The following is a 22,485-nucleotide window of genomic DNA, read 5'->3' on the forward strand; positions in this document are numbered from 1 at the left end:
GTCCCACGCCCTTTCGTAATACGCTTAGTATATCCGAATAAATAGGCAAAACAAAAACGCGGGAAAACTCCCGCGCTTCATGTTCCGTTCATTCTGTTACTCGGCAATTGCCTTTTCAATCCATTTATCCCCGATCATTTGTCCTTCGAAGTCAGGAGTGAATGCATCCATGCATTTGCAGATGAAATCTTTGCGGCAAATGGGGCATGGTGTTTTAAGCAGGCGGCTGATGTTTGTCATTTTCCATTCCGGAAACCGATTATAAAACACACGGCACTCCGTTCCATCAGCAAGCTTGATAATGAACTCGAACAACCCATCCTTATCATTGCTGCTCGCTTTGGTAACATTCGTAATATTCGGTCTGTAAGACATCTTCATCACCCATTATTTAAATTTTTTGTTTGTTAAATAGAACACACTGACATATACAGATACCTAGACATATTAAAGAATTTTAAGGGGGATGTCAACCAACGCAGTCTTAGTAGCCCTCTATTTGCAGTACTTTTTAATGATCTTGTCTCTTTTTAGCCATTATTGCCATGAAAGTCCTTGTCTACCCGTTCCTGGAGGTTTGACTATTCTCATTAATAGTGTACAATTAAATTGTAATAAATATATGTTCGGGAGGTATTATTTATGAGTATCTATGAGTTCGAAGCCAACACCCTTCGCGGGGAAGAGGAATCGTTATCCAAGTATAAAGACAAAGTACTTTTAGTCGTAAATACAGCCAGCAAATGCGGATTTACCCCTCAATATAAAGGTCTTCAAGAGGTGTACGAGAAATTTAAAGACCGCGGATTTGAAGTACTAGGCTTCCCCAGCAATCAGTTCGCCGGACAAGAGCCGGGTGAAGGTGAAGATATCGCCGAGTTCTGTGAGATTAATTACGGAGTAACCTTCCCTATGTATGAAAAGATTGATGTAAAAGGTGACGAAGCTCATCCTTTATTCAAGTACCTGTCTAAGGAAGCCCCTGGCATTCTGGGATCCAAAAGCATCAAGTGGAACTTCACTAAATTTCTGGTCGATCGCGAAGGACGCGTATTAAAGCGTTATTCACCACAAACAACTCCGGATCAGATTGAAGCCGACATTGCTAAATTACTGGATTAGATCATATTTTAAAAAGGATACTCTACCCCAACAGCTTTTAAATTGGTGGGTGAGTATCCTTTTTTTACGGACATATCTTAGATTAACTTACCACTTGGAATAAGACGGCGATTATAGCAAGAAAAGCAGGTAAGGCTTGAATATAAATGATGGATTTCTTGGCAGTCAAGCTCCCTACAATACCCGCGATTACTACACATCCCAGGAAAAATAATTGAATGTGCTGACCCACAGTTTCATTTGGATATACCAAACCCCAGATTAATCCGGCAGCAAGAAATCCATTATATAAGCCTTGATTAAAAGCCAGCGATTTGGTATCTTTAGCAACTTGTTCTGTCATCCCAAATGCCTTCATCCCTTTGGGTGTAGCCCACAGGAACATTTCTAAATAAACAATATAAATATGTATAGCTGCAACTAATCCAACCAGTATCATACTAAGTAACATTGAGCGTCCTCTCCCGGGTTTATATTTACTGTGATTATAGCACACGCCTTTTACATTCACCTCGAAGTGTGTTGGAGAAACATATCTAAAAAGGCTGTTCCTGGATCTTTTTCAAGATTCATAGAACAGCCCGTTAATAAATTAGATAAATTATTAGTGCATTACTTGTCCACCGGTTACATTAATGGCCTGGCCCGTCATATAAGCAGCCTTATCGGAGGCGTAAAAGATTACCGCGTTGGCGATATCATCATAAGTACAGCCACGCTTCAAAGGTACTTTGTCTGTATAGTATTGTTCTACCTCATTCTCAGCAATACCTAATTTCTTAGCATATTGAGGTAGGAGGCTCTGGAACATGGGCGAGCTCAGTAAATTCCCAGGCATGATTGCATTCACACGGATATTATGTTCGGCTAGATCAAGGGCAAGACTTTGGGTAAGACCTACCCCTCCGAATTTCGAAGCAGAGTAGCCCGAGTTATGTTTACTCCCAACCTTCCCGGATTTGGAGTTAATTTGAATAATATTGCCGCCGCCTTGTTCAATCATGATCTTGGATACTTCACGTGAGCACAGGAAATAACCGGTCAAGTTAACATCAATAGATGTGGTCCAATCTTTAAGACCGAAATCGGTGATTTTTATACTTTTGGCAAAACCCGCCACATAGACCAGCAGGTCGATCCTCCCAAAGGCTTCCACCGTTTGCCGTACCATTTCGGCCACTTCATCCTCCTGAGTTAAATCAACCCCAACCGCTAGCGCCTTTACGTTATGCTGTCCGCGAATGTCCGAGGCTACGCGTTCCGCATTCTCACAGATCAAATCAGCTACAATAATATCGTAACCCTCTACGGCTAAGCTGTGACTAAGCGCCTCCCCAAGACTTTGTCCTCCGCCAGCTATGATTGCTACTTTGTTTCCGCTCATATCCAAATCCCCTTTATAGTCTATTGTTTAAATATTTTAATTTCAGCGCCTTCTTCAGGCTTATGAAAATCTGTGTTCTCCAAATACAACGTTCCCGGTAATCCATCGCTTTCTCTACCGTCAAACTGCAGCGTAATATGTCCCAGTTGCTCCAGATTTTTGGCCACCTTGCTGCCGACAGACGTTATTTTATACTGGTGATTACCAAGCAGGAGGAAGTCCCCTTTGTTAATCTCGCCTTTTATTTCATTAATCGTAATCAGCAGACAATAATCCGCTACATCTGCTGGAGCGTTATCACCAAACAGCACAAATATTTTATCTTCAACAAAATCGTATACAGACTTCCCGATCTTCGTAATTTTGGTTTCATATATGGTTTGCATAGTATAGTCTCCTCCACTCTGCTCTCTGTTAAGTTATTGATATAATCCGAAACTGGCCAGCCAGGCAATAAATACCGTTGGAGCTCCAGTTAAAAAACGGGAATAAAGAACGGAGGGTACTCCTACTTCAACCGTCTCAACTTCAGCTTCCGCCAGCCCCAGTCCTACCGGTACAAAGTCCGCAGCAGCTTGAGAGTTAATTGCAAAGAGTGCTGGTAATGCCAAATGCGGCGGAATATTTCCCTTACCGATTTCGACCCCGATTAAGGTTCCGATAACCTGTGAAATAACTGCGCCCGGTCCCAAAAACGGTGAGAGCAATGGAAAGGAACAAATAAGTGAGATTAAGAGCAAGCCCGGCAGCGAACCTGCAAACGGGGATAGAACTTTTGCGATTACATCACCGATCCCGGAAGCGTTAATGACACCGATCAGCATAGCTACAAAAGCCATGAACGGGAGAATGGTTTTGATGACCGTCTCGATCGCATCCCGGCCCGCTTGATAAAACACACTGACAATGGATCCCATAAACATGCCGACCCGAGCCAGCAGTCCCTGCGGTTTTTGCTGTTCACTTATTTTTTTATTTGAGCTATACTTAGGTTGTATTTTTTGTTCTACATTGCTTTCTTGGACTTGGGCGGTATGGGGTGTTACAGCACCTTCATATCGTTCAATGTCCGATACTTTGACTCCGGATACATAGATATCTTCCGTAATATGTTTTGCTAACGGCCCGCTTTTGCCTGTAGGCAGAATATTAATGGTCAATATACCCTTCTGCGGGTATATCCCGCACCGTAGAGTCCCCCCGCAATCAATGATGACACATGCGATTTCGTTCTCAGGTACGCTCGTCTTGAATCCATCTACCAGCTCGGCTCCCGTAAGTTCCGCGATAGTATCCGCTATCTCCGGTCTTGTTCCTCCGGTAATGTAGACCACTTTATTCTTCTGCGCTGTAGGCGCAATGATTAAAGGACCGCCAAACCCGCCTGCCCCTGCTTTAATAACAACCGCACTATATGTTGCCATACCTTATCACACCTCCCTAAAAGTTTACTGTATCCTTAAGCTTTACTCCCTGTTGCTTCGATACATATGCAGTTGTAAAGTCAGTGACCCAGCCTCTAAAGAAATTGGTTACGATCCCTACTAGGAAGTAACGAAGTGCTAGCTCTGTGGTATCAAGTCCAAGTGTCGTGATGCCGGCTGCAATTCCAAGAAATACGAACAATTCTCCGGGATTAACATGCGGAAATAACCCGTTATGCGTATGGCAGGAATAGGAAGCCGCTGCATAGTAGCTCGGTTTATACTTCTCGGGCAGAAATCGTCCCAGGGAAAGAGTCATCGGGTTAGCCAAAATAAAGGTTCCGACAACTGGAAGAATAAAATATCGCGTTACGGGGTTCTTTCCTGATTTTTTCGCTACTCTCTCCACACGCTTTTCACCGACCAGATGAATCAGTGCATTCATGGCCACAAGCAGCATGATGAGAAGTGGAATGATTCCGTTCACCAGGCTCATGAACGTTTCTCCACCTTGGCGAAATAAGTTCATAAATCCAGATGCCAAGTTAACAAAGATATCCATATTGTTCACCTCAACTTTTTATTTTTTGGCGGGTATAAGCTTCTCCAGCCAGGTTTTCTTGATCTGTAACTCACCTCCTTTAGTGATAATGTCAAAGTTGCTTAAGGCATCCTTGATTGCGATTCTCGTTAGAGCATTGACCTGGGTTAGATCGCTTTCAGAAAGCTCGGGCAGAATCTTGCCTTCAAACCCCTTCATGTCTCTCACTCTTGAGAAAACGGTCACACCCTGCATCTTAACCGCTTTCAAAATCACATTGTCACGGTTTATAACAAACATCACGAGCGTTCCCGCTCTGAATTTGCCCGTTCTTTTCCCAATGGCCACACGACCCATGCTTCTAAGCTCGGCGTATCGCCTGTTGAAATTCCTGACCTGACCTAAGCCCAGCATACTTTGCAGAAGCCAGGACAATCCAACGAAAACTATTAAATAGATAGTCATCTGTCCCCCCCTTTCTAACGTACTGCTTGACCTTCAGCGAGTCGGATGATTTCCTCAGCAGTTTCCTCGGTAGTTACCAATGTGTTGATGTACTGACCTTTGATTGCAGCAAGGATTGCAGCAGCCTTCTCCTCAGATTCAGCGAGTGCAATAGTGTAACGTGTATTTTTCAGCCGCTCTAACGGTATTGCTATGGTTCGGTCCGTCAGTTCTGACTGGATGATTCTACCCTCGGAATCGTAAAAGCGGGAGCAAATATCGCCAATCGCACCATGTTGGTTCAGATCGTCTATTACTGTATCATCATAGAATCCAGTCCAAATCATATTGGAGTTGCTGATCTCGGCTCCGATACCAACGATGGCTACGGTCAACTGATCCCACAGTTCAGCTATCTTGCGGAAATAATTAGACTGCACGATATCGTCCCTTGTCTCCTTGCGCTCAACCACGGCCGCGGCGTCAATTAAATACGCATCTCCTCCAAAATCATTGGCGATACTGTAGACGATAGCGTTTACATGATACTTTGTATCCATCGTTCCGGGACCTCCGACAAGAGGAACAAAATGTGCCTGTCGCTGCGGACAGTCCGAAAATTCACCAATCAGGCTGCCCATCGTACTCCCCCAGGCAAAACCCACTATATCTCCGTCGATAATAATTTCTTTCATTAATGCAGCTCCGGCTTTGGCCACGGCTTTCTTTTTGGCCTCGGGTGTCAATTCCGCTTCGGATGCCGCGATAATGACCTTTTTCAACCCGAACATCTTCTCCATCCGACTCTCCAGTTCAACATTCCCCCCACCCTCGTCAATAATCTTGATCTGAACCACACCTTCATCCCTTGCTTTCTTCAGCAGTCGGCTTATGGAAGTTCTATAGATTCCCAGGCTCTTAGAGATTTCACTTTGTGTCATATCATTGAGGTAATACATATGGGCAATTTTAACTAGCAATCTTTTTTCTTCATCATTATTCATAGCCGTCTGGACTCCCTTCAAAAACTCTTTGCACATTTGTGCTTTTAATATATCTTTTGTGCATTTGATGGCTTTAGTATAAGCTTTACCGCTAACCTAGTCAATATAAAAAAACCTGTTGTTTAATTATTTTTTCAAGCTGTAGGTAAACAAAAAAAGAGATGATCCATCAAGCATAACCGTTCTGCTCAATGAATAATCTCTTTAATTGTTTGATGCGGTAGAGAGGACTCGAACCTCCACGTGATGAATTTCGGTTAGCTTGCATTCCCCGTAGGTGATAGGACGATAGGTTTAAATAATGCCAGTCTAGTCTCAGTCTATTAACAATCCATTTTATACTGTATTGGATATATGAGAGATCCTTCACTCTTTGTTATATTGGTCATTGAAACCGCTTACTAAATTTAGGGAAGGAGCTGTTTAACTGCTAACAACCGGAGATACCAGTCTTTTACAAGTGGGAGATGATCGAGTTTGAAATTGCGAAAAATACTATTGTTGGGGATCGTGACGTTGCTTTTATTCCCTGCGCAGACTTTTGCTTTCAGCAATCCTTTGAGCATAAGTAATTCATGGAAATGGGTCAACAGTGATCTTTATGGCGAAGGCGATCCCTATATCCTTAAATTCAACGGTACTTATTACCTGTATGTCAGTACCGTTGACGATCAGACAGGGATTAAGGTCTGGTCATCGGCCGATCTTGTCAATTGGACTTACCAGGGACTCTGCGCCACTGATCCCATTACAAAGGCAGCCTATGCGCCGGAAGTATTCTACCATGTCGATGGAAATTTCTATATGTACACATCTCCGGCGGGCGGGGGCCACTATGTATTAAAAAGCTCCAGTCCTCTGGGGCCTTTTATTCCGGTGACAGGAAATGTGGGCATGGGGATTGACGGCTCCGTATTTGTTGACGATAACGGCCAATGGTACTTCTATTCGACGGGAACTGACCAGATCACAATCCGGCCTATGAGCAGCCCAACCAGTTTTGGTGCGGCTGTTTCAAGCGGGCTGTCAATGACCGGATGGACGGAGGGACCTACAGTAATAAAACGGGGCGGCAAATATTTCATAACCTACACCGGCAACCATGTCTGGAGCACGGCTTACCGGGTAGATTATGCCGTCAGCTCCTCACCTGCGGCAAATTATATTCCCGCTGCTGGTCAGAATCCTGTATTAATTGATACGGAAGGGTCCAATGTCGGGCTGGGCCATAATAGTATCGTGCGCGGTCCGGACCTTGATTCCGATTATATGGTGTACCACAGCCATGCGCATCAGGGGAATATCAGCTATCCCGGGCGCAAAATCAATTTTGAGCGGATCGTCTGGAATGGTGACCGGATGACGGTGCTTGGACCAACGACTGCCTCCCAGCCTAATCCCGATTTACCCGACTTTTCCGACCGGTTCAACCGCACTGGAATCAGCACCTCATGGAGCAATATAGGCGGCGGAACCTGGGGCATTTACAATCAGGAGCTCATGTGGCAGGATACAATCGGCAGCACGGCATGGTACCGGCAGATAACTGCAGCCTCGACAGGCTCCGATTACACAGCAGAATTTAACACCAAGCAAATGAAACAAGGAACGAGCGCCAATCCGCTGTATGGAGCCGTGTTCTCTTATACCAACGAGTCCAACTATGGTCTTGCCGTGTTAAACCGTAATTTGAACCGGCTGGAAACGCAATATGTCGTAGGCGGAGTAAGCCAAGGCTGGCAGTATGCCTCATTGCCGGGCGGATTTGACTATACGAAATGGCATCAGATCCGGATAGAAAAATCTGGTGCTGGCTTTACTGTCTATGTCGACGGCATGAAGAAACAGACACGGTCAGTCCAAGGACTTGGCGGCGGCAAGGTTGGCTACACCACTTCCGATGTCCATGCTGATTTCGGTTATGTCGCCTTCAGCAATAAAGTAGGCGGTAGCAGCGCTTGGAACGCCTACAAGCCCGCGCCCGGAACCATAGAAGCCGTACATTATATTAATGGGGCTGAAGGAATGGCCTATCATGATCTCAGTACCGGAAATATAGGCGGGACCTATCGTGCCGGCGAAGTGGATATCAGGCTATCAACGGCTGAGGGCAAGCATGTGGTCGGTTGGAATCAGCCCGGTGAATGGATGAAATACAGAATCAACGTAGCCGAGTCCGGAATGTACGATCTGGATGTCCGGGCGGCAACCACGTTCTCAAACGCCAAGTTCCGTATCTGGGACGGGACACAAGACCTTACCGGGGTGGTGAGCTTGAAGAATACGGGAGATTGGGAGAATTGGCAGACAACAAGTAAGAAGGGCATTTTTCTAACCGCCGGCAATCACGAATTGCGGTTTGAAATTGCGGAGGGCGAGTTTGATTTCAGCAGCATGGCCTTTTCGCGCAGTGAGACCGTCAGTCCTCTTCTTGATGATTTCAACGACGGCAATGATAACGGCTGGACGCGGTTTGAAGGCAATTGGTCGGTAACGGGAGGCCAATACGCAGCAACCGCTGCCGCTTCTTTCGCCAAAACAACCATTGGCAATGACCGCTGGTCTGATTACACTGTCGAAACGGATATTAGGCAGCTAACAACCTCGGGAGATTCGGGTATCCTTGTACGGGTCAATAATCCGTCAAACGGGAAGGTACTGGCCAACAACTCCGATTATTTGCAGGGTTATTACGCATTTATTAAACCGGATGGCGTATCTCTCGGCAAAATGAATTACGGCTACACAGCTTTGGCCAATACAACTGCCACGCTGCCGGTGAACACGGCGCATCATATGAAGGTTGTCGTAAACGGAACGAATATCAAAGTCTTTGTCGGAGATATGACGGTGCCTAAAATCGACTACAACGATAACAGTGCCAATCCGTTTACCCATGGCAAAGCAGGGCTACGCATCATGGACAACAACACCCAGTTTGATAATTTCCAGGTTTATCCCTGAGCAATAACAAGAGGATCTGTCCTAATGCCAAATTTTAAAGCAGCAATTCTCCTATTAACAGGACAATTGCTGCTTTGCCGTTTCTGCCGGAAAGTCGGACATTTAGAGCTTTCACAAAAAACAAATGACCCACTAAAAGATCACTTTCTTCGAAGTGTCTTTCTTGTGAGTCAAAATTTGATCATAGCTGCCTAAGCACGCCCCTCCTCCTTTCTTTCCCGCAATCCCTTTCCTCAAAAGTTCTTGGCATAGGTCCCTATTTCACATTTGCTCCACCGGTCAAAAACCGCATAAGCGATTCACCGGCGACAAATGTCCCTTTGCCCTGGATACGGATCAGAGTTCCATCATCGGCCAAACCCGCCAAAGCATTCTTGACGGTAATCAGGCTGACATAAAACCTCTCAGCCAGTTCCTTCTCTGATGGAATCCTGTCTCCGGGCCTCAAGTTCCCAAGTTCGATCTGCCGCTTGATTTGATACTGTATCTCGCGATATAGCGGAAGCCCCTTCTTCATCCATCATCACCATTTTCTGATTATGTCATGAAGCGATATGCCCCACAGGTTGCGGCGGCTGATTACTCCTAGTGCAGAACTCGGCCTCCGCCGCCGTAAACCCGATAGGAATACGGATGCGAAGACCGCTGGATTCGATACCTTTTTTGACTGGCAGCACTGCCTACTTCAGATTAATTTCCCTGATGACTTCAATCGGAACCTTCGGCTTGCGGTCTTCGGTCAACAACCCGTTAACCTCTTGCTGCACATCGGTAACCTGTGTATAGCAGTAACCAGCAATGTAAGGAGTCGCTTTAATCGCTTGAGTGATACTCCGGAAGCGTTCAATGAATGCGTCCTCAGACTTCACCTGGTCTCCGTACCCCCAGCCGCTTTCGGTCTGAAAGGCAATACCGCCGAACTCACTTACTATAATCGGTTGCCCCGTGTAGCTGTATCCTTCCGCAAAGGCGTATTTCGAGTTGTTAAATGCGATCCTGTTGTTTACAATCGCATCTTTGTCTTGGTAACGCTTGAGAAATTCTTCCCCGCTCTCCACATAGTCATGCAGTGTCAAAATATCCGAAATGGTATGCTCCCAACCGTCATTGGTCACAACCGGACGGTATGGGTCCATCGCTTTGGTCAGATGATAGATCGATTCCGTGAAGCGCTGCTGATGGACATCATGAGCGATCGTGGAGATTCCCCATGATTCATTGAATGGAACCCAAGTAATAATGCATGGGTGGTTATATTGCTGGGGCACCACTTCCATCCACTCCCTCGTAAAGCGGACAACCGCCTGGTCATTGAACTCGAATGCGGCAGCCATTTCCGACCAGACCAGCATTCCCTTCACATCGCACCAATACAAAAAGCGGGAATCTTCCACCTTCATGTGCTTACGCACACCGTTATAGCCCATGGCGAAGATTTTATCGATATCTTCGATCAGAGCCTCTTCGGACGGAGGGGTCAGATGGCTTTCAGGCCAATACCCCTGATCCAGAATCAGCTTTTGATAGAGGGGGGCGTTATTGAGTAATATCTGCCCATTTTCGATTGATATTTTCCGCATACCAAAATAAGAATGCACCTTGTCAACCTGCTTCCCGTCCTGGCACAGCACAAACTCCACATCGAATAAATTCGGGTTCTGCGGTGACCACAGGCACTGCTTCCATGGACCGCCCGCTTCGTGAAACAAATTTACTTCAACCGTAATCCAGGACCTGTCGGCGGACAAGCCGAGCTGTTTTATCTTCTGTCCTTTCAGCGTAATCAGGGTTTCCAGCTTTAAGCCGTCCCTTCCCTCTACACCGGTCAGCTGAAAGTCAAAACGGATCATATGACGGTCAATATCCGGTGTCATTTTCACTGCATCAATCCGAACTTCATTAACATATTCAATCCACACACTTTTCCAGATTCCGGTAGTTTGCACATAAAAACACTCGAAATTATCATGAACCCATCGTTGCTTACCCCGGGGCTGCGTACAGCTCTGGCTGTCCTCGACTTCCAGGACCAGACTGTTCTCCCCGCCGTAAGTAAGATAAGGGGTAATGTCAAATGAAAATGCTGCATATCCGCCCTCATGCTCACCGACAAAGGTTCCGTTCACCCAGCATTTCGCTTTGTAGTCGACGCCCTGAAAATGTAGAATAGCCCGTTTGCCGGCTGCTTCCTGTGGAATAGCTAAACTTTTGCGGTACCATACTCGGGGATGAAACTCCTGAACCCCGATACCGCTTGCCTTGGTTTCATATGTGAAAGGAACTCTAATTTTTTGTCCTGCAGGAAAATGCATATGCCACCGTTCTGCTTCTCCAGCATTTTCATCATCGAAGCTGAAGTCCCACTCTCCGTTTAAATCAAGCCATTCCTCGCGAACAAATTGTGGACGCGGATAATCTTTTCTGTAAGCTTGTGTTACCATTTAGTATGCACCTGTCCTCTCTCAATCTCTATTTTTACATGGTCATTTTGTTCCGGCAGACCTCACTGTGGGCCTAAGGACTTTATTTCAACCCGATCGAACCGTGATGCGGTTTCTCCCGTTTTCAATCCGGCTTTCCCTTGCAGCCAAGGCTCTTCACCCCGATCATCAAAAGTCAGGACCGGTTCATCTCCGCCTTCCATATAGACTGCAATATGAGTACCTTCGGCCACCACCTTCATATGCACCCATTCGCCCTCCGGCGGCACTGCATAAGGTACATCCGCAAGCGGTTCCGTATTGTAATTGTGTTTGACCAGATGGATGCGCTGCCCTTTGAGATAAATAGAATAGCCCCGCAGAAAATCATCCCTGTTCTGATTTAGCTCCAATCCGTTTGCCGGTTCGGTTGCTCTAACAACAATGCCAGCTTGGCCGCCTTCCTCCGGGACGGTCAGATCGGCTTCTACCGAATAATCTGTCCACCCGTAGTCGCCGTACAATATTTTTCCGGGTTGCAGCGACGAGGCAGAGAGTTGTCCGTTTTTAACCGACCAATCTCCCTCATAACGGGACCAGCCAAACACATTCCCGTCTTCAAAATCATCCGAGGCCGGTTCTAGCGGTGTATACAACCCCGCCTTGATCCAGTCCAAATCCATCGAGCCTTCTTCAATCTCCAGCTTCCATTTGCGGAGACCGCTCTCTAAATCCACTCCGTGGACCGATACCGTCCTCCACGCTCCATTCTGTCCGGTGGAGGTGGAAGCCTCCTCTTCAAAAGAGACGATCTCTTTGCCGCCGTCCAGCAGTCTCCCCATAACTCCGTCCTCACCTGGGGCAAGGCGCAGGCGAAGACTGTAACCGCCGCTATCCGCCAGATTGACCCGATAGCCAAGCGTAGTTCCCGCGCCAAGGCCCGCGAGCGTATAACCCCCCCCGCCGTCCGGCTTCAGAGTTATCGCTTCCGTATCCGTCTGTACATCCATTGGTGCATAATGAACGGCGTCGATCACGCCGGGCAGTGGAGCATAAGCTTTCTGTACGCCGCTGCCGTCCACTTCATTGCTAAACGCCATATATCCGTAGCGAGCTTTGGCCTCCACAGCGGCATAACCAATCCGGCCACCGCCTGCGGGCATTGGAAGCTTCAGTTGGAGGAGCTGCATCTCCTGGACATAGATTCGAACATTGTCTCCCTGAACTTCGAGCCGTAGATTCTGCATCTGTCCGATATTTAAATTCCCCGGCAGCACCGCCGATTCTGTTGTCTCAATCTTGCCGTCACGGTGAATCACTGCCCGGATTTCTCCTGCCGCCCGATCTAGCAGAACGGTTCCATAGTTAGCTTTGTCCTTATAAGAAAATACAGCGCCCGCCGATTCACCATCGTTGACTTGAACATGGAATTCAGCCGTGTAATTTCCTTGCGTTTGCGGCTTGGCCAGTAGGAATGCGCCTTCATGTTTCCCACCTTCCGCCTCTGCCAGCAACCCTTCACCTGGATTTACAGACCATTTTCCGCTTCCTGTAGACTCCCAATCCCTCAGGGCTCCATCGCTTCCAAATCGTTCGGCGAAAGCCGGCATGGCTGGCACAGGCTGAGGGCCTGTTAATGGTCCCCAAACGCTAAAGCGTTCCCCGTTCCAGACGATCCGGTCTATGTTCATGTGTCTCAGCGGTCCGACTACACCATGACCCTCCAGGTTGTGGTAGATCATATATTGCGCATCCAAATCAGGACCACGTACAACAGAATTGTGGCCGACGCCTACAGAAGCTCCCTCGGTACCCAGCAGCAGTGGATTATTGGCGAACCCGGCAAAGTTCCCAAGCGGGGAATCGCTCATGGCGGCGTCCACCCGGTAGCCATTGCTGAACACATGATTGCCGGTATAGGTCATATAATATTTGCCTCCGCGTTTAAACACCGTCGGTCCCTCGGTCCAGCCGCCCATATAGGCCTGGCTTTGGTACTCTTCTTCCCCCAGGGTCAATGGATCGGTCATAGCTGCAGCCTGAATCCCCAGCGTTCCTGCATAATAAAAGTACCACTTGCCGTCATCATCCACGAAAGTGGAGCCGTCAATTGTCCGACCGAAGTTGCCGGTCACAACCTTAAACGGACCGGTTGGGCTATCGCTTTCCAGAGCATAATGCCCCTGTCCGGCGGGCGAGGTATACATGTAGAACTTGCCATTCCAATACCTTACTTCAGGAGCATAGGCCCCAGTGGTTACCGGATCTTCCGTACATAATCCTTCATAGGACCAATCCACCAGATTCTGCGATCGCCATACCTTTACGCCTGCATCCGTATCCCGTGTGCTGACATACAGATAATATTCTCCGTTATAGGCGAACACGAAGGGATCGCCAAGCCCGTAATCACCCCATTCGTCTGCCAAAGCTATGGGATTCGTATACATTTTCTGTTGGGGTTCGGGCGCTTCCGGAATATCCGGGCTGCAGCCGCTCCCTCCAAGCACAAACAAAAACAACAAAATACCAGTCCGCCATTGTTTACCCACTTTATTTCACTCCCCGTAAGAAGAACATCCGTTTTGCTTCGTTTCTCACGTCACCTTGCAGCCTGTTCCTTGACCGGCCTCTCTTCTTCTTGCACGCTGGCAGCAGTCTGCCCCTCTGCAGCAGAGTCCGCCCGGAACTTGGGCGTTACAGTGATAATCCATATACCGAAACCGGTCACTGCCAGAATAGCCGCTGTCATCCCCAATGCGCCAAGCGCTCCTACCCTAAAGTTATAAGGCTGCTGGTTGCCTTTCAGAGCAAAAATAAGCATGTTGCTCATCACCAGAAACCAAAGCACATTGCTGCCCATCATCTCCACGGGTTTGAGCAGACGCGGATAGCGCTGTAGTAAACGGGACAGCAGATACATTCCATAGAGCAGTAAGGCAGGTCCCATGATCCACCCGATGGAAGGCGGGAACCTCTCTGGCAGCCGTTCGCTTCCAAGCAGCCATTTGAGCACGAACATGCCAGAAGCCGTAGCTGCTCCCGTAAATACACGACCATCCCAGACGATCCGGTGCCGGGCGAAAAGCATGCCTGTTAAGTAATAAGGAAAATATTGAACAATCGGAAACGATGCGAAATCACGCGTACCGATCAACGGCCCCAGCTTAATGTTATGGATGGAGGCGTAGGGAATAAACGTCGTCGCAAGCAGCAGGCCCGCCACCGCAAACCCCAGCCGTTTGCGCTCCACAAGCCATTTGAGAGGAACGAACAACACAAGCCCGGCCAACATCAAATAGGTGAAGGAGAGCAGAAATTCGGACCAGCCCGGCATCTCCTCAATCCACAGAATCGGACGGATGCTCTCCCAGGCCAGCAGCCTGCCGTCGATAAACAGGCGGTACGCGATTCCTGACAGATAAAAGGCAGCCAGCGTTTTGGATGCAGCCAGCAGCATACGTGTTGTCGCCTGCCGAAAGGACTTGGTATAGTAGGCCAATTGAGAAACATAACCGAAACTAAAGACAATACCCGAGAATGTAATCAAATTAATTAGGTCGATCCAGCGCTGTCCGACAGGGTACACCTGCTGGTCGCTGAAGAATTGCAGACTGTGGCAATAGACCATGCCGATAACCAGCAACCCTTTGAACAGGTCGATGGCCCGTTCACGTTTTTTATATCCTACAACACTCATCCTTTAATTCCCGACATGCTGATCCCTTTGACGATTTGCCGTTCAAAGGTAACAAACAAAATGATGATTGGAATCGAAGCAATAGCGTTGATAACCATCGGTTTCACGTAATCTTCCGAATATTGGCTCATTAGTGTAGGAATCCCCATCGGCAGCGTGAATAAATTATCATCGGTTATCGAAAGGAACGGCCACAAAAAGTTATTCCACGAACCGATAAAAGTAAGGATTGCCATAGAGGCCAGGGCCGGACGGGTGAGCGGCAGTACAATGCGGAAAAAAATCCGCCATGTTCCCCCGCCGTCAATCTGAACACTTTCCAGCAAATCGTTCGGAATACCGTCGAAGAAACTTTTGAGTACGATTACCGCCACTGGTGAAGCAAGTGCAGGAATAATCAGACCCTGGTATGAATTCAGTAGATCCATATCCTTTGCCACTTGATACAAGGGAATAATTGTAGCTTCTCCGGGAATAAGCAGACCGGCAAGCACAACAAAAAACATAAAAGTGCGGTAACGGAACGGGATTTTTGACAAAGCGAAGCCGGCCAGAGCCGCTACGCTCACTGTCAGAACCATAACCAGCACGGCCACCAGCAAACTATTGCCTATCCAGGCTGTGAGCTTCGTACCGGTGAGTATCTCCTTATAGACATCCAATGAATACGGGGGCTTAAACCAGTCCAGAACGGTGATGATTTTCATACCTTCTTCTTTGATGGATACAACCAGCATCCATACCAGCGGTGCCGCGAACAAAAAAGCCATACATGCCGATATTAAACGATATAGCCATTTCATCGATCTTCCGCCCCTTTCCGGTTATTGACCCAGTACTGCAGCGCTGAAAGCACTAGCAGAATAACGAACAGCAGATAGGACATCGTCGCCGCATAGCCAAGATTGTTCTTTCTGAAGCCCGTCTGGTAGATCAGTTGAATGATCGGCCGAGTTTGATCCAGCGGTCCGCCCCCGGTAATAATATAAATTTGCATAAATACCTTGAAGGAAGCGATAATTTGCAGCATCATAATTGTTTTGGTAATTGGAGTTAAATACGGAAGTGTGATTCTCCAGAATATTTGGTTGTCATTCGCACCATCCAACTTAGCCGCTTCATAAATTTCATCCGGAATTTCTTGAATAGCTGACAAATGCAAAATAAAATTAAAGCCAACCGTCCACCATAACGTGATTAACGTGATTACAATCCAAGCCAGACTTCTTTCGGTTAGCCAAAATATTTCCTTGTCCCCGGGCAGCATTTGAATCAGATGCAAGATGGAATTCACCAATCCAGTGTACGGTTGGAACACGAACAGCCCCAGATAAGAAGCAACCGCCACAGAAAGAACACTGGGTATAAAAAAGATACTACGATAGAACTTCTGCAGCACCGATTGGCGGTTGGCAATCAAAGCCAATGAAATCGAAAGCACAATCATGGTTGGTGTCGTAAGAACAACGAAAATGGCTGAATGCCATAATGCCTCCCATACCTCTCGATCCTGCAAAACCTGCCGGTAATTATCCAAGCCGATAAAATCCATCTTTTTGATAAGCGTCCATTTGTAAAAGGTCATTTCGACGCCCTTGATCATGGGCCATATGGTAAATAAAACATATACCACCAGAAACGGAAGCAGGAACATCAGCGCCTGTACGTCCGCTCTCATTTTTTTCATTCTCATTCATCTTCCACCCTCTTTATAATCTGCGCACAAGCCTGCGGTACCACTCGCAGGCTTGCTACAGACCGTTTAGAATCTATTCGTCCAACGTTTTTTGAACATCCTTCTGCATTTTATCCATTGCTTCAGCCGGAGTCATCTTATTGGCCCAGACCTCATTCAAAAACTTAAAGGAGACGTTGTCACGAATTTGCGCCGTTTTGACGGATGGTTTGTTAAACTTAACCGTACTTGCTACGGAAGCATAGTCGCTGCGGTAAGGCATATCCTTAAATTCCTGTTTCTCTAAAACCGATGGCTTGGATGGAATATGGCCTGCTTTGGCCCAAATTTGTCCATTGTCGGCAACCCAGTTCGCAAAAGTAATCGCTGCTTTACGCTTAGCAGAATCTTCTTTCTTCGGAGTTGGCAATATAATAGTATGAGAATCGCCCCATGTGGCTTCCTGATCGTAGATTTTAGGGATTGGCATTGCACCAAATTCAAAGTCCTTGGTAGATTCCCAGGTTCCCGTTGCCCATACGCCGGTCATCATGATGGCTGCAGTTCCACTTTGGAAATTTTTATAAAAGTCCGGATCGTTTTTCTTGATATACCCCTCGGTAAACAGCTTTTGGATATAATCCGCAGCTTGTATGCCTTTCTCCATGTCGATATCCGCGGTGGTTAAATCATCGGAAATCAGATCGTTGCCCCCAAGCTGCGAATACAAGGCCCACCAGAGACGATAAGGGTCGTCATTGGCATTGGCTAGCGCAAATGGGGTAACCTTGGCCGGGAGCTTCTCTTTCAGGGTTTTGAGGAAATTAAGGAAGCCATCGGCCGATTGCTCCATAACCGGTTTGCCGTCATCACCAAGCAGACCAGCCTCTTTCAACAATTTAACATTGTAGTACATAATAAAAGGATGCGTATCAATCGGCACCGCATAATGCTTGCCATCTACGACCGTAGCATCTAAAAGGTTCTGGTTAAATGTATTCCAGTCCACGCCCGCATCGGTAGCCACAGTATCAAGGTCTGTCACCACGCCCTGATTAATCAAATCCGGCAGGCGGGAGCTATGAGAAATACCGATGTCTGGTCCATTACCGTTTCCGACAGCCGTGATCAGTTTAGTGTAATACTCTCCCCAAGCCAGCTTTGTATTCTTCACTTGAATATCGGAATGTGTTTTATTGAATTCATCAACCAGCGATTGCATATTGGCTCCGTCTCCGCCGTCAAACATGGTCCAGAAAGACAAACTCACCTTTTCGCCGCTGCTGTCTCCGGAAGCGCTTTCTTCACTGCCCACGCCTGCAGCATTATTGTTGCCATTAGCTTTATTCCCGCTGTTACCGTTGCCTCCACAAGCGCTCAACACCATCGAGAATGAAAGCAGTAATGTCATGGCCGTAACTCCGATACTTCTCTTTTTCATGCATTTCTCCCCTTTTAAATTGAATTAAAAGATACAAAACAGTAATTTCACTTTGTTTCACAATTTATGTATCTTTAAATTGATTATAATTTCGCAAAAGCATAATGTCAACGTTTTCAAACGTTATTATTGTAATTAAAATAAAATAAAGCCGTTTGTTACACTTTTTATGTAACAAACGGCTTTATTTTTCGTCTTCAACGGGAATAAAGTTCACTTTCATTATGATATTCTGCTCATGATCTCCAAACTGCCGGCCGAACAAATTAACCCCGCCCTGGTGGACAGCTCCCGGTTTAATACCGATCCTCAACCGGACTTTGTGGCTTTGCATCAGATTCAGAAGGCCCAGATTGACCTCCGACACTTTTACCATGTCCAGCGTTGTCTTTTCATTATCCACCCGCCAGGTTTTCAGCAGGCCATACTGGGTTGACCAATCGTACCACCACTCCGGATTCAACTTGCCTCTTCGGTCCCCGAAATCCCCCGGACTAGTCCACATCCCAATCTCCACACCGTTAATCCACACTGAAATATCGGAAGGCCAATTATTATCGTAGTTCGGAGCCTCGGAACACATCTCCATCGACAATTCAAGCGACTCAATCCGCGATCCGGCAGGAACCTCGAGCGGCAGCAAATATTCCATATACCCTTTGCGGAACCATATAATCTGCGCACTGATATGCTTAGGATGATAAAAACTGGCGGGTTCATCCTCACGAATAAGCATCCCCTCGGAATTGGCCATTCCGCAGGTCGGTGAGACATCGCAATCGCTGTAATGACCGATCGGCATCTCCACTTCATAGACGCGAAACTCCTCCTTGAGCACCGCCTTTTCAATATTCAATGCAAAGTGGATGTCGTCATAATTACGGCTGCACACCTTCATCGCACCACGCGACGCGGGAAGCAGCTCTGTATTGATCAGCTTCGCCGCTTCCAGTACCTTAATATTGTTGGCAACCGTCGATACGGGAAGCTTGAGCAATGCCGCAATTTCAATTACGTTCAGTTGTTTGGTTATTAATAACTGAAGAATATCAACTCGTGACCGTGTGGATAAAGCATGTGCCACCACAACCAATTTCTCGGGATCATTAAAACTAAGCTCCAGCACAGATTTGCACTCCTCTTAAAAAGTAATTAATCATTAATATTACAATAATCTTACTTTTAATAGACAAAAAAATCAATATCCTTGTATTAAATTATATTCATTGAAATTTATCGACTTGAATCCTCAAAACCTCGGAACTCGTAATTCGTCAACTAGGTTATATAGAAAAACAAAGGTAGCCATTCGATGAAAATAAAGAAAGCAAAAAACCCTTGAATCATCAAGGGTTTTTTGCTTTTAAAAATGTTATGCGGTAGAGAGGACTCGAACCTCCACGGGTATACACCCACTACCCCCTCAAGATAGCGTGTCTGCCATTCCACCACTACCGCGCGGTGAGTAAAGACGTAAAAATTGTTTGAGGCCAACATTCATAATTATAAAACTACTGCGACTAAAAGTAAAGATGCAGATTTAGGAATTGTCATCCGCCGATTTAAGCTTACGGTACTCGGTAAAGGCAATGTATTCCTTAATAAATTCCTTCTCACTCGGGAGAAGTTCATCCGTTTGGCAATCCAGTTGCCGTATTTGCTCAAAAAAATAATCCTCTGCACTTTCGCGAACGATTTCGGGGGCATTTTTGCCCAGGATGAGCCAATCCAGACTAACATGAAAAAAAGCTCCAATCTCAATCAGCTTATGGGTTCCCGGGGTAGACTTTCCTCTTTTCCAATCCCCCATGTTGCCTGTACTGATATTTAACTGCTCACAAAATGACTTCTTGGTAAGTCCCTTTTGCTTGATCAAATACTCTATACGTTCGTATATGGACTGCATTCACAAAACCGCCTTCCAAACTCATAAAAATACTTATTTAAGGTATATTTTATTGAAATATGACGCAAAAAAGTATATAATTAACTAATACTATGTCTTACTTCATTATATCATAGGGCTGGAAAGTCGATAAGAGGTGAGTTCGTTGAATAGTAAAAGTCCCATAACCCCCTATGGCTGGGCCATTAAACAACGCCTTACAGAAATGTGTGTGAACCAGAAGGATTTCTGTCAGATCCACGGAATCCCGCCCTATCGTCTCTCTAATCTGATTCACGGAACACGCAAAGCCGAACGGTTTCGGCGGCAGATCGAGAAACTGCTTAACCTGCCACTGTCCTAAGCCTTCCATCCTGAAGATCTCAAGGAGCGATAACCTTTGTCAGAAAGCGTATTATCTTCTATCACGCATTCACTTGAAGCTCTACCACACTATACATGGGTTATCGACAGATATGGAGTGATTCAGTTTGTAAGCAGCAGTTGGATTGCGTACAGTAAGGAACACGGTTTATTCCCGCGCAAGGAATGTGTCGGGGCAAATTGCCATGAGCTATTTAGGGAATTCATCACCGACCCTATTCACAGGTTAACGTTGCTAGATTCCTTACAGAGCATTTTTCAAGGTGAACGCCTGGTATTCAGCACTAAATTCACTGTAAGTACCTTTAAGAAGGGCGGTAGATCGTTAGAGTTGGAAGCCTTTCCTCTCATGACAGACCTGACTTCGGCAAACTGCAACCTTATCATCTCATTGAAGGATCTAGGCCCCGTTATAAAAGAACGTAATATACAGCCATCCAGAATCTTTCGCTCCATACACAAGCCTCCGTACAAGCTTCGACTCATCCCCATCTGTGCCTCTTGTAAATCGATTCGCAACGATAAAGAGGAGTGGCTCAGGATTGAGCAGTATTTGCAGCAGAAGCTGTCTTTGCAGTTCACACACGATATCTGCCCGGATTGTATACGGCAGCTCTATCCCCAATATGCTGGGGCTTTGAAGAACATTAATGAGAATTAAAAAAAGGTAAGGTACCCTCTGCTAAGCAAAGGATTCCTTACCTCTTCGTGTAATGCGGTAGAGAGGACTCGAACCTCCACGAGCATACGCTCACTACCCCCTCAAGATAGCGTGTCTGCCATTCCACCACTACCGCATATGGTGACCCGTATGGGATTCGAACCCATGTTACCTCCGTGAAAGGGAGGTGTCTTAACCCCTTGACCAACGGGCCATACACTATGAAAATATGTTCTTTTCACAACAAAAATGAGTATATCAAACCTTGTATAAACTTGCAAGCATAATTTTTTAATTAGCTTTTCAGCACATCCATCCCATCAGCGAATTCATAGCCAAGGCTCTCTGCAACCGCCAGATTCGTAACGTGTCCAGCAGCTACATTTATCCCCCGGAACAGCGAAGCATTCTGTACGGATGCTTTTACAATACCAAGATTAGCAATTAGCAGCGCATATGGCATAGTTACATTGGTGAGTGCAAGGGCCGAAGTACGGGCTACCGCTCCTGGCATATTAGCAACAGCATAGTGTATAACACCATGCTTCACATAAGTAGGATTCGCATGAGTTGTAATTCTATCAATCGTCTCAATCGAACCTCCTTGGTCAATAGCTACGTCGACAATAACAGACCCTTCTGCCATCTGCTGAACCATGTACTCTTTCACTAACTTAGGCGCACGAGCTCCCGGAATCAGTACTGCACCTATAAGCAGATCTGCCTTCCGCACCGCTTGTTCAATGTGGTAGGAGTCCGACATAATTGTGATTACGCGTCCGCCGAAAATATCATCCAATTCACGCAAGCGGCTTGCCTTCGAATCCAATACGGTAACCTGCGCGCCCATACCAAGGGCAATTTTGGCTGCATTTGTCCCTACAATTCCTCCGCCAACGATTACCACCTCAGCCGGTCTTACACCGGGGACTCCGCCTAGTAAAATACCTTTGCCGCCATGCGGCTTCTCAAGCAACTGGGCTCCAATCTGTACAGCCATACGCCCTGCAACTTCACTCATTGGGATAAGGAGCGGCAAAGAGCCGTCTTCCAGCTGAATCGTTTCGTATCCAACCGCTGTAACTCCACTGTCTACTAATGCCTTCGTAAGTCCGGCTTCGGGAGCCAGATGTAAATAAGTAAACAAAATCAGACCTTGGCGGAAATACCCATACTCCTCAGGCAGCGGCTCCTTCACCTTCATGATCATCTCTGATTGTGCCCACACTTCAGAAGCTGAAAAACTAAGATCTGCACCCTTCTCAAGGTACTCTATATCTTCAAAGCCAGCTCCTGCACCCGCGGATGGTTCGACTAGCACTATATGACCTGCTTTTTTCAACGCTTCTACTCCGGCTGGTGTAATCGCAACACGATTTTCGTTGTTTTTGATTTCTTTGGGTACGCCAACAATCATCTTAACCCCTCCTCCAAAG

General features: G+C 46.6%; 22 protein-coding genes and 3 tRNA genes. 4 read left to right on the forward strand and 21 right to left on the reverse strand.

Translation table 11 applies throughout. The annotated features are described in order from the left end of the window. Positions 1-96 precede the first annotated feature (96 nt). On the reverse strand, positions 97-375 hold the full coding sequence (locus tag PWYN_RS06300) for a hypothetical protein (RefSeq protein WP_036649586.1): 279 nt from the start codon (positions 373-375) through the stop codon (positions 97-99). Between the two features lie 267 nt (positions 376-642). On the opposite strand from PWYN_RS06300, the gene PWYN_RS06305 reads away from it, so the two are divergent. Beyond that, positions 643-1,122 (forward strand): glutathione peroxidase, encoded by a 480-nt coding sequence (locus tag PWYN_RS06305; RefSeq protein ID WP_036649589.1) that lies wholly within the window; start codon positions 643-645, stop codon positions 1,120-1,122. 82 nt (positions 1,123-1,204) lie between these two features. On the opposite strand, the gene PWYN_RS06310 is transcribed toward PWYN_RS06305, so the two are convergent. The 7 genes from PWYN_RS06310 to PWYN_RS06340 form a co-directional block, all read right to left on the reverse strand. Further along, positions 1,205-1,573, reverse strand: coding sequence for a DUF1304 domain-containing protein (locus PWYN_RS06310; protein ID WP_036649592.1), 369 nt, complete (start codon positions 1,571-1,573; stop codon positions 1,205-1,207). 153 nt (positions 1,574-1,726) lie between these two features. Next, entirely contained in the window at positions 1,727-2,506 is a 780-nt protein-coding gene (srlD, locus tag PWYN_RS06315; protein ID WP_036649594.1) for a sorbitol-6-phosphate dehydrogenase, read from the reverse strand. 20 nt (positions 2,507-2,526) lie between these two features. Continuing rightward, positions 2,527-2,892, reverse strand: a complete 366-nt coding sequence (locus PWYN_RS06320; protein ID WP_036649597.1) for a PTS glucitol/sorbitol transporter subunit IIA — start codon at positions 2,890-2,892, stop codon at positions 2,527-2,529. A gap of 33 nt (positions 2,893-2,925) precedes the next feature. Then, complete coding sequence (gene srlE / locus PWYN_RS06325; RefSeq protein ID WP_036649599.1) at positions 2,926-3,930, reverse strand: PTS glucitol/sorbitol transporter subunit IIB; 1,005 nt, start codon at positions 3,928-3,930, stop codon at positions 2,926-2,928. A 16-nt stretch (positions 3,931-3,946) separates the two neighbouring features. Further along, positions 3,947-4,492, reverse strand: a complete 546-nt coding sequence (gene srlA, locus PWYN_RS06330) for a PTS glucitol/sorbitol transporter subunit IIC (RefSeq protein WP_036649601.1) — start codon at positions 4,490-4,492, stop codon at positions 3,947-3,949. Between the two features lie 18 nt (positions 4,493-4,510). Beyond that, on the reverse strand, positions 4,511-4,936 hold the full coding sequence (locus PWYN_RS06335; protein ID WP_036649603.1) for a transcriptional regulator GutM: 426 nt from the start codon (positions 4,934-4,936) through the stop codon (positions 4,511-4,513). 14 nt (positions 4,937-4,950) lie between these two features. After that, a complete protein-coding gene (locus PWYN_RS06340) occupies positions 4,951-5,919 on the reverse strand; it encodes a sugar-binding transcriptional regulator (protein ID WP_036649606.1) in 969 nt (322 codons plus the stop codon). Positions 5,920-6,396: 477 nt separating this feature from the next. Between PWYN_RS06340 and PWYN_RS06345 the strand changes: the two genes are divergently transcribed. After that, the gene (locus PWYN_RS06345; protein WP_036649608.1) at positions 6,397-8,883 is read left to right on the forward strand and encodes a family 43 glycosylhydrolase; all 2,487 of its coding nucleotides are present in this window, start codon (positions 6,397-6,399) and stop codon (positions 8,881-8,883) included. A gap of 256 nt (positions 8,884-9,139) precedes the next feature. Here PWYN_RS06345 and PWYN_RS06350 read toward each other — a convergent pair whose 3' ends face one another. From PWYN_RS06350 to PWYN_RS06395, 10 genes are all read right to left on the reverse strand, one after another. Continuing rightward, positions 9,140-9,400, reverse strand: a complete 261-nt coding sequence (locus PWYN_RS06350; protein ID WP_036649610.1) for a GntR family transcriptional regulator — start codon at positions 9,398-9,400, stop codon at positions 9,140-9,142. A 163-nt stretch (positions 9,401-9,563) separates the two neighbouring features. Further along, positions 9,564-11,324, reverse strand: coding sequence for a glycoside hydrolase family 2 protein (locus PWYN_RS06355; protein WP_036649612.1), 1,761 nt, complete (start codon positions 11,322-11,324; stop codon positions 9,564-9,566). A gap of 62 nt (positions 11,325-11,386) precedes the next feature. Beyond that, complete coding sequence (locus PWYN_RS27885) at positions 11,387-13,855, reverse strand: family 43 glycosylhydrolase (RefSeq protein WP_052087796.1); 2,469 nt, start codon at positions 13,853-13,855, stop codon at positions 11,387-11,389. Positions 13,856-13,905: 50 nt separating this feature from the next. After that, complete coding sequence (locus PWYN_RS06365; RefSeq protein WP_036649615.1) at positions 13,906-15,003, reverse strand: acyltransferase family protein; 1,098 nt, start codon at positions 15,001-15,003, stop codon at positions 13,906-13,908. Continuing rightward, complete coding sequence (locus PWYN_RS06370; protein WP_036649617.1) at positions 15,000-15,806, reverse strand: carbohydrate ABC transporter permease; 807 nt, start codon at positions 15,804-15,806, stop codon at positions 15,000-15,002. Before PWYN_RS06370 ends, PWYN_RS06365 begins: the two co-directional genes overlap by 4 nt. Then, complete coding sequence (locus tag PWYN_RS06375; RefSeq protein ID WP_036649620.1) at positions 15,803-16,696, reverse strand: carbohydrate ABC transporter permease; 894 nt, start codon at positions 16,694-16,696, stop codon at positions 15,803-15,805. The genes PWYN_RS06370 and PWYN_RS06375 overlap by 4 nt, the downstream gene beginning before the upstream one ends. 76 nt (positions 16,697-16,772) lie before the next feature. Then, entirely contained in the window at positions 16,773-18,119 is a 1,347-nt protein-coding gene (locus PWYN_RS06380; RefSeq protein ID WP_036649623.1) for an ABC transporter substrate-binding protein, read from the reverse strand. A 184-nt stretch (positions 18,120-18,303) separates the two neighbouring features. Beyond that, positions 18,304-19,245 (reverse strand): ArsR/SmtB family transcription factor, encoded by a 942-nt coding sequence (locus PWYN_RS06385; RefSeq protein WP_036649625.1) that lies wholly within the window; start codon positions 19,243-19,245, stop codon positions 18,304-18,306. Positions 19,246-19,494: 249 nt separating this feature from the next. Then, positions 19,495-19,577: transfer RNA gene (locus PWYN_RS06390), tRNA-Leu, on the reverse strand. Between the two features lie 82 nt (positions 19,578-19,659). Beyond that, positions 19,660-20,025, reverse strand: a complete 366-nt coding sequence (locus PWYN_RS06395; protein WP_036649627.1) for a helix-turn-helix domain-containing protein — start codon at positions 20,023-20,025, stop codon at positions 19,660-19,662. 145 nt (positions 20,026-20,170) lie between these two features. Between PWYN_RS06395 and PWYN_RS28595 the strand changes: the two genes are divergently transcribed. Continuing rightward, on the forward strand, positions 20,171-20,368 hold the full coding sequence (locus PWYN_RS28595) for a Rha family transcriptional regulator (RefSeq protein ID WP_084146624.1): 198 nt from the start codon (positions 20,171-20,173) through the stop codon (positions 20,366-20,368). 36 nt (positions 20,369-20,404) lie between these two features. Beyond that, positions 20,405-21,049 (forward strand): PAS domain-containing protein, encoded by a 645-nt coding sequence (locus tag PWYN_RS06405; protein WP_036649633.1) that lies wholly within the window; start codon positions 20,405-20,407, stop codon positions 21,047-21,049. A gap of 53 nt (positions 21,050-21,102) precedes the next feature. Here the strand turns inward: PWYN_RS06405 and PWYN_RS06410 are convergent. The 3 genes from PWYN_RS06410 to ald all read right to left on the reverse strand — a co-directional run bounded on the left by PWYN_RS06410 (position 21,103) and on the right by ald (position 22,466). Then, positions 21,103-21,185, reverse strand: a tRNA-Leu gene (locus tag PWYN_RS06410). A gap of 3 nt (positions 21,186-21,188) precedes the next feature. Continuing rightward, positions 21,189-21,263: transfer RNA gene (locus tag PWYN_RS06415), tRNA-Glu, on the reverse strand. Between the two features lie 81 nt (positions 21,264-21,344). Continuing rightward, positions 21,345-22,466 (reverse strand): alanine dehydrogenase, encoded by a 1,122-nt coding sequence (gene ald / locus PWYN_RS06420; RefSeq protein ID WP_036649636.1) that lies wholly within the window; start codon positions 22,464-22,466, stop codon positions 21,345-21,347. Positions 22,467-22,485 lie beyond the last annotated feature (19 nt).

It is taken from the genome of Paenibacillus wynnii, from assembly GCF_000757885.1.
GTDB lineage: Bacteria > Bacillota > Bacilli > Paenibacillales > Paenibacillaceae > Paenibacillus_AQ > Paenibacillus_AQ wynnii.

Bases quoted from the DNA above. Each gene is read 5' to 3' on its own strand.
- PWYN_RS06370 (WP_036649617.1), bottom strand. From the start codon at position 15,806: ATGAAATGGCTATATCGTTTAATATCGGCATGTATGGCTTTTTTGTTC.
- srlD (WP_036649594.1), bottom strand. From the start codon at position 2,506: ATGAGCGGAAACAAAGTAGCAATCATAGCTGGCGGAGGACAAAGTCTT.
- PWYN_RS06350 (WP_036649610.1), bottom strand. From the start codon at position 9,400: ATGAAGAAGGGGCTTCCGCTATATCGCGAGATACAGTATCAAATCAAG.
- PWYN_RS06380 (WP_036649623.1), bottom strand. From the start codon at position 18,119: ATGAAAAAGAGAAGTATCGGAGTTACGGCCATGACATTACTGCTTTCA.
- PWYN_RS06305 (WP_036649589.1), top strand. From the start codon at position 643: ATGAGTATCTATGAGTTCGAAGCCAACACCCTTCGCGGGGAAGAGGAA.
- PWYN_RS06375 (WP_036649620.1), bottom strand. From the start codon at position 16,696: ATGAGAATGAAAAAAATGAGAGCGGACGTACAGGCGCTGATGTTCCTG.
- PWYN_RS06320 (WP_036649597.1), bottom strand. From the start codon at position 2,892: ATGCAAACCATATATGAAACCAAAATTACGAAGATCGGGAAGTCTGTA.
- PWYN_RS06335 (WP_036649603.1), bottom strand. From the start codon at position 4,936: ATGACTATCTATTTAATAGTTTTCGTTGGATTGTCCTGGCTTCTGCAA.
- PWYN_RS06395 (WP_036649627.1), bottom strand. From the start codon at position 20,025: ATGCAGTCCATATACGAACGTATAGAGTATTTGATCAAGCAAAAGGGA.
- PWYN_RS06355 (WP_036649612.1), bottom strand. From the start codon at position 11,324: ATGGTAACACAAGCTTACAGAAAAGATTATCCGCGTCCACAATTTGTT.
- srlE (WP_036649599.1), bottom strand. From the start codon at position 3,930: ATGGCAACATATAGTGCGGTTGTTATTAAAGCAGGGGCAGGCGGGTTT.
- PWYN_RS06300 (WP_036649586.1), bottom strand. From the start codon at position 375: ATGTCTTACAGACCGAATATTACGAATGTTACCAAAGCGAGCAGCAAT.
- ald (WP_036649636.1), bottom strand. From the start codon at position 22,466: ATGATTGTTGGCGTACCCAAAGAAATCAAAAACAACGAAAATCGTGTT.
- PWYN_RS06340 (WP_036649606.1), bottom strand. From the start codon at position 5,919: ATGAATAATGATGAAGAAAAAAGATTGCTAGTTAAAATTGCCCATATG.
- srlA (WP_036649601.1), bottom strand. From the start codon at position 4,492: ATGGATATCTTTGTTAACTTGGCATCTGGATTTATGAACTTATTTCGC.
- PWYN_RS06310 (WP_036649592.1), bottom strand. From the start codon at position 1,573: ATGTTACTTAGTATGATACTGGTTGGATTAGTTGCAGCTATACATATT.
- PWYN_RS06365 (WP_036649615.1), bottom strand. From the start codon at position 15,003: ATGAGTGTTGTAGGATATAAAAAACGTGAACGGGCCATCGACCTGTTC.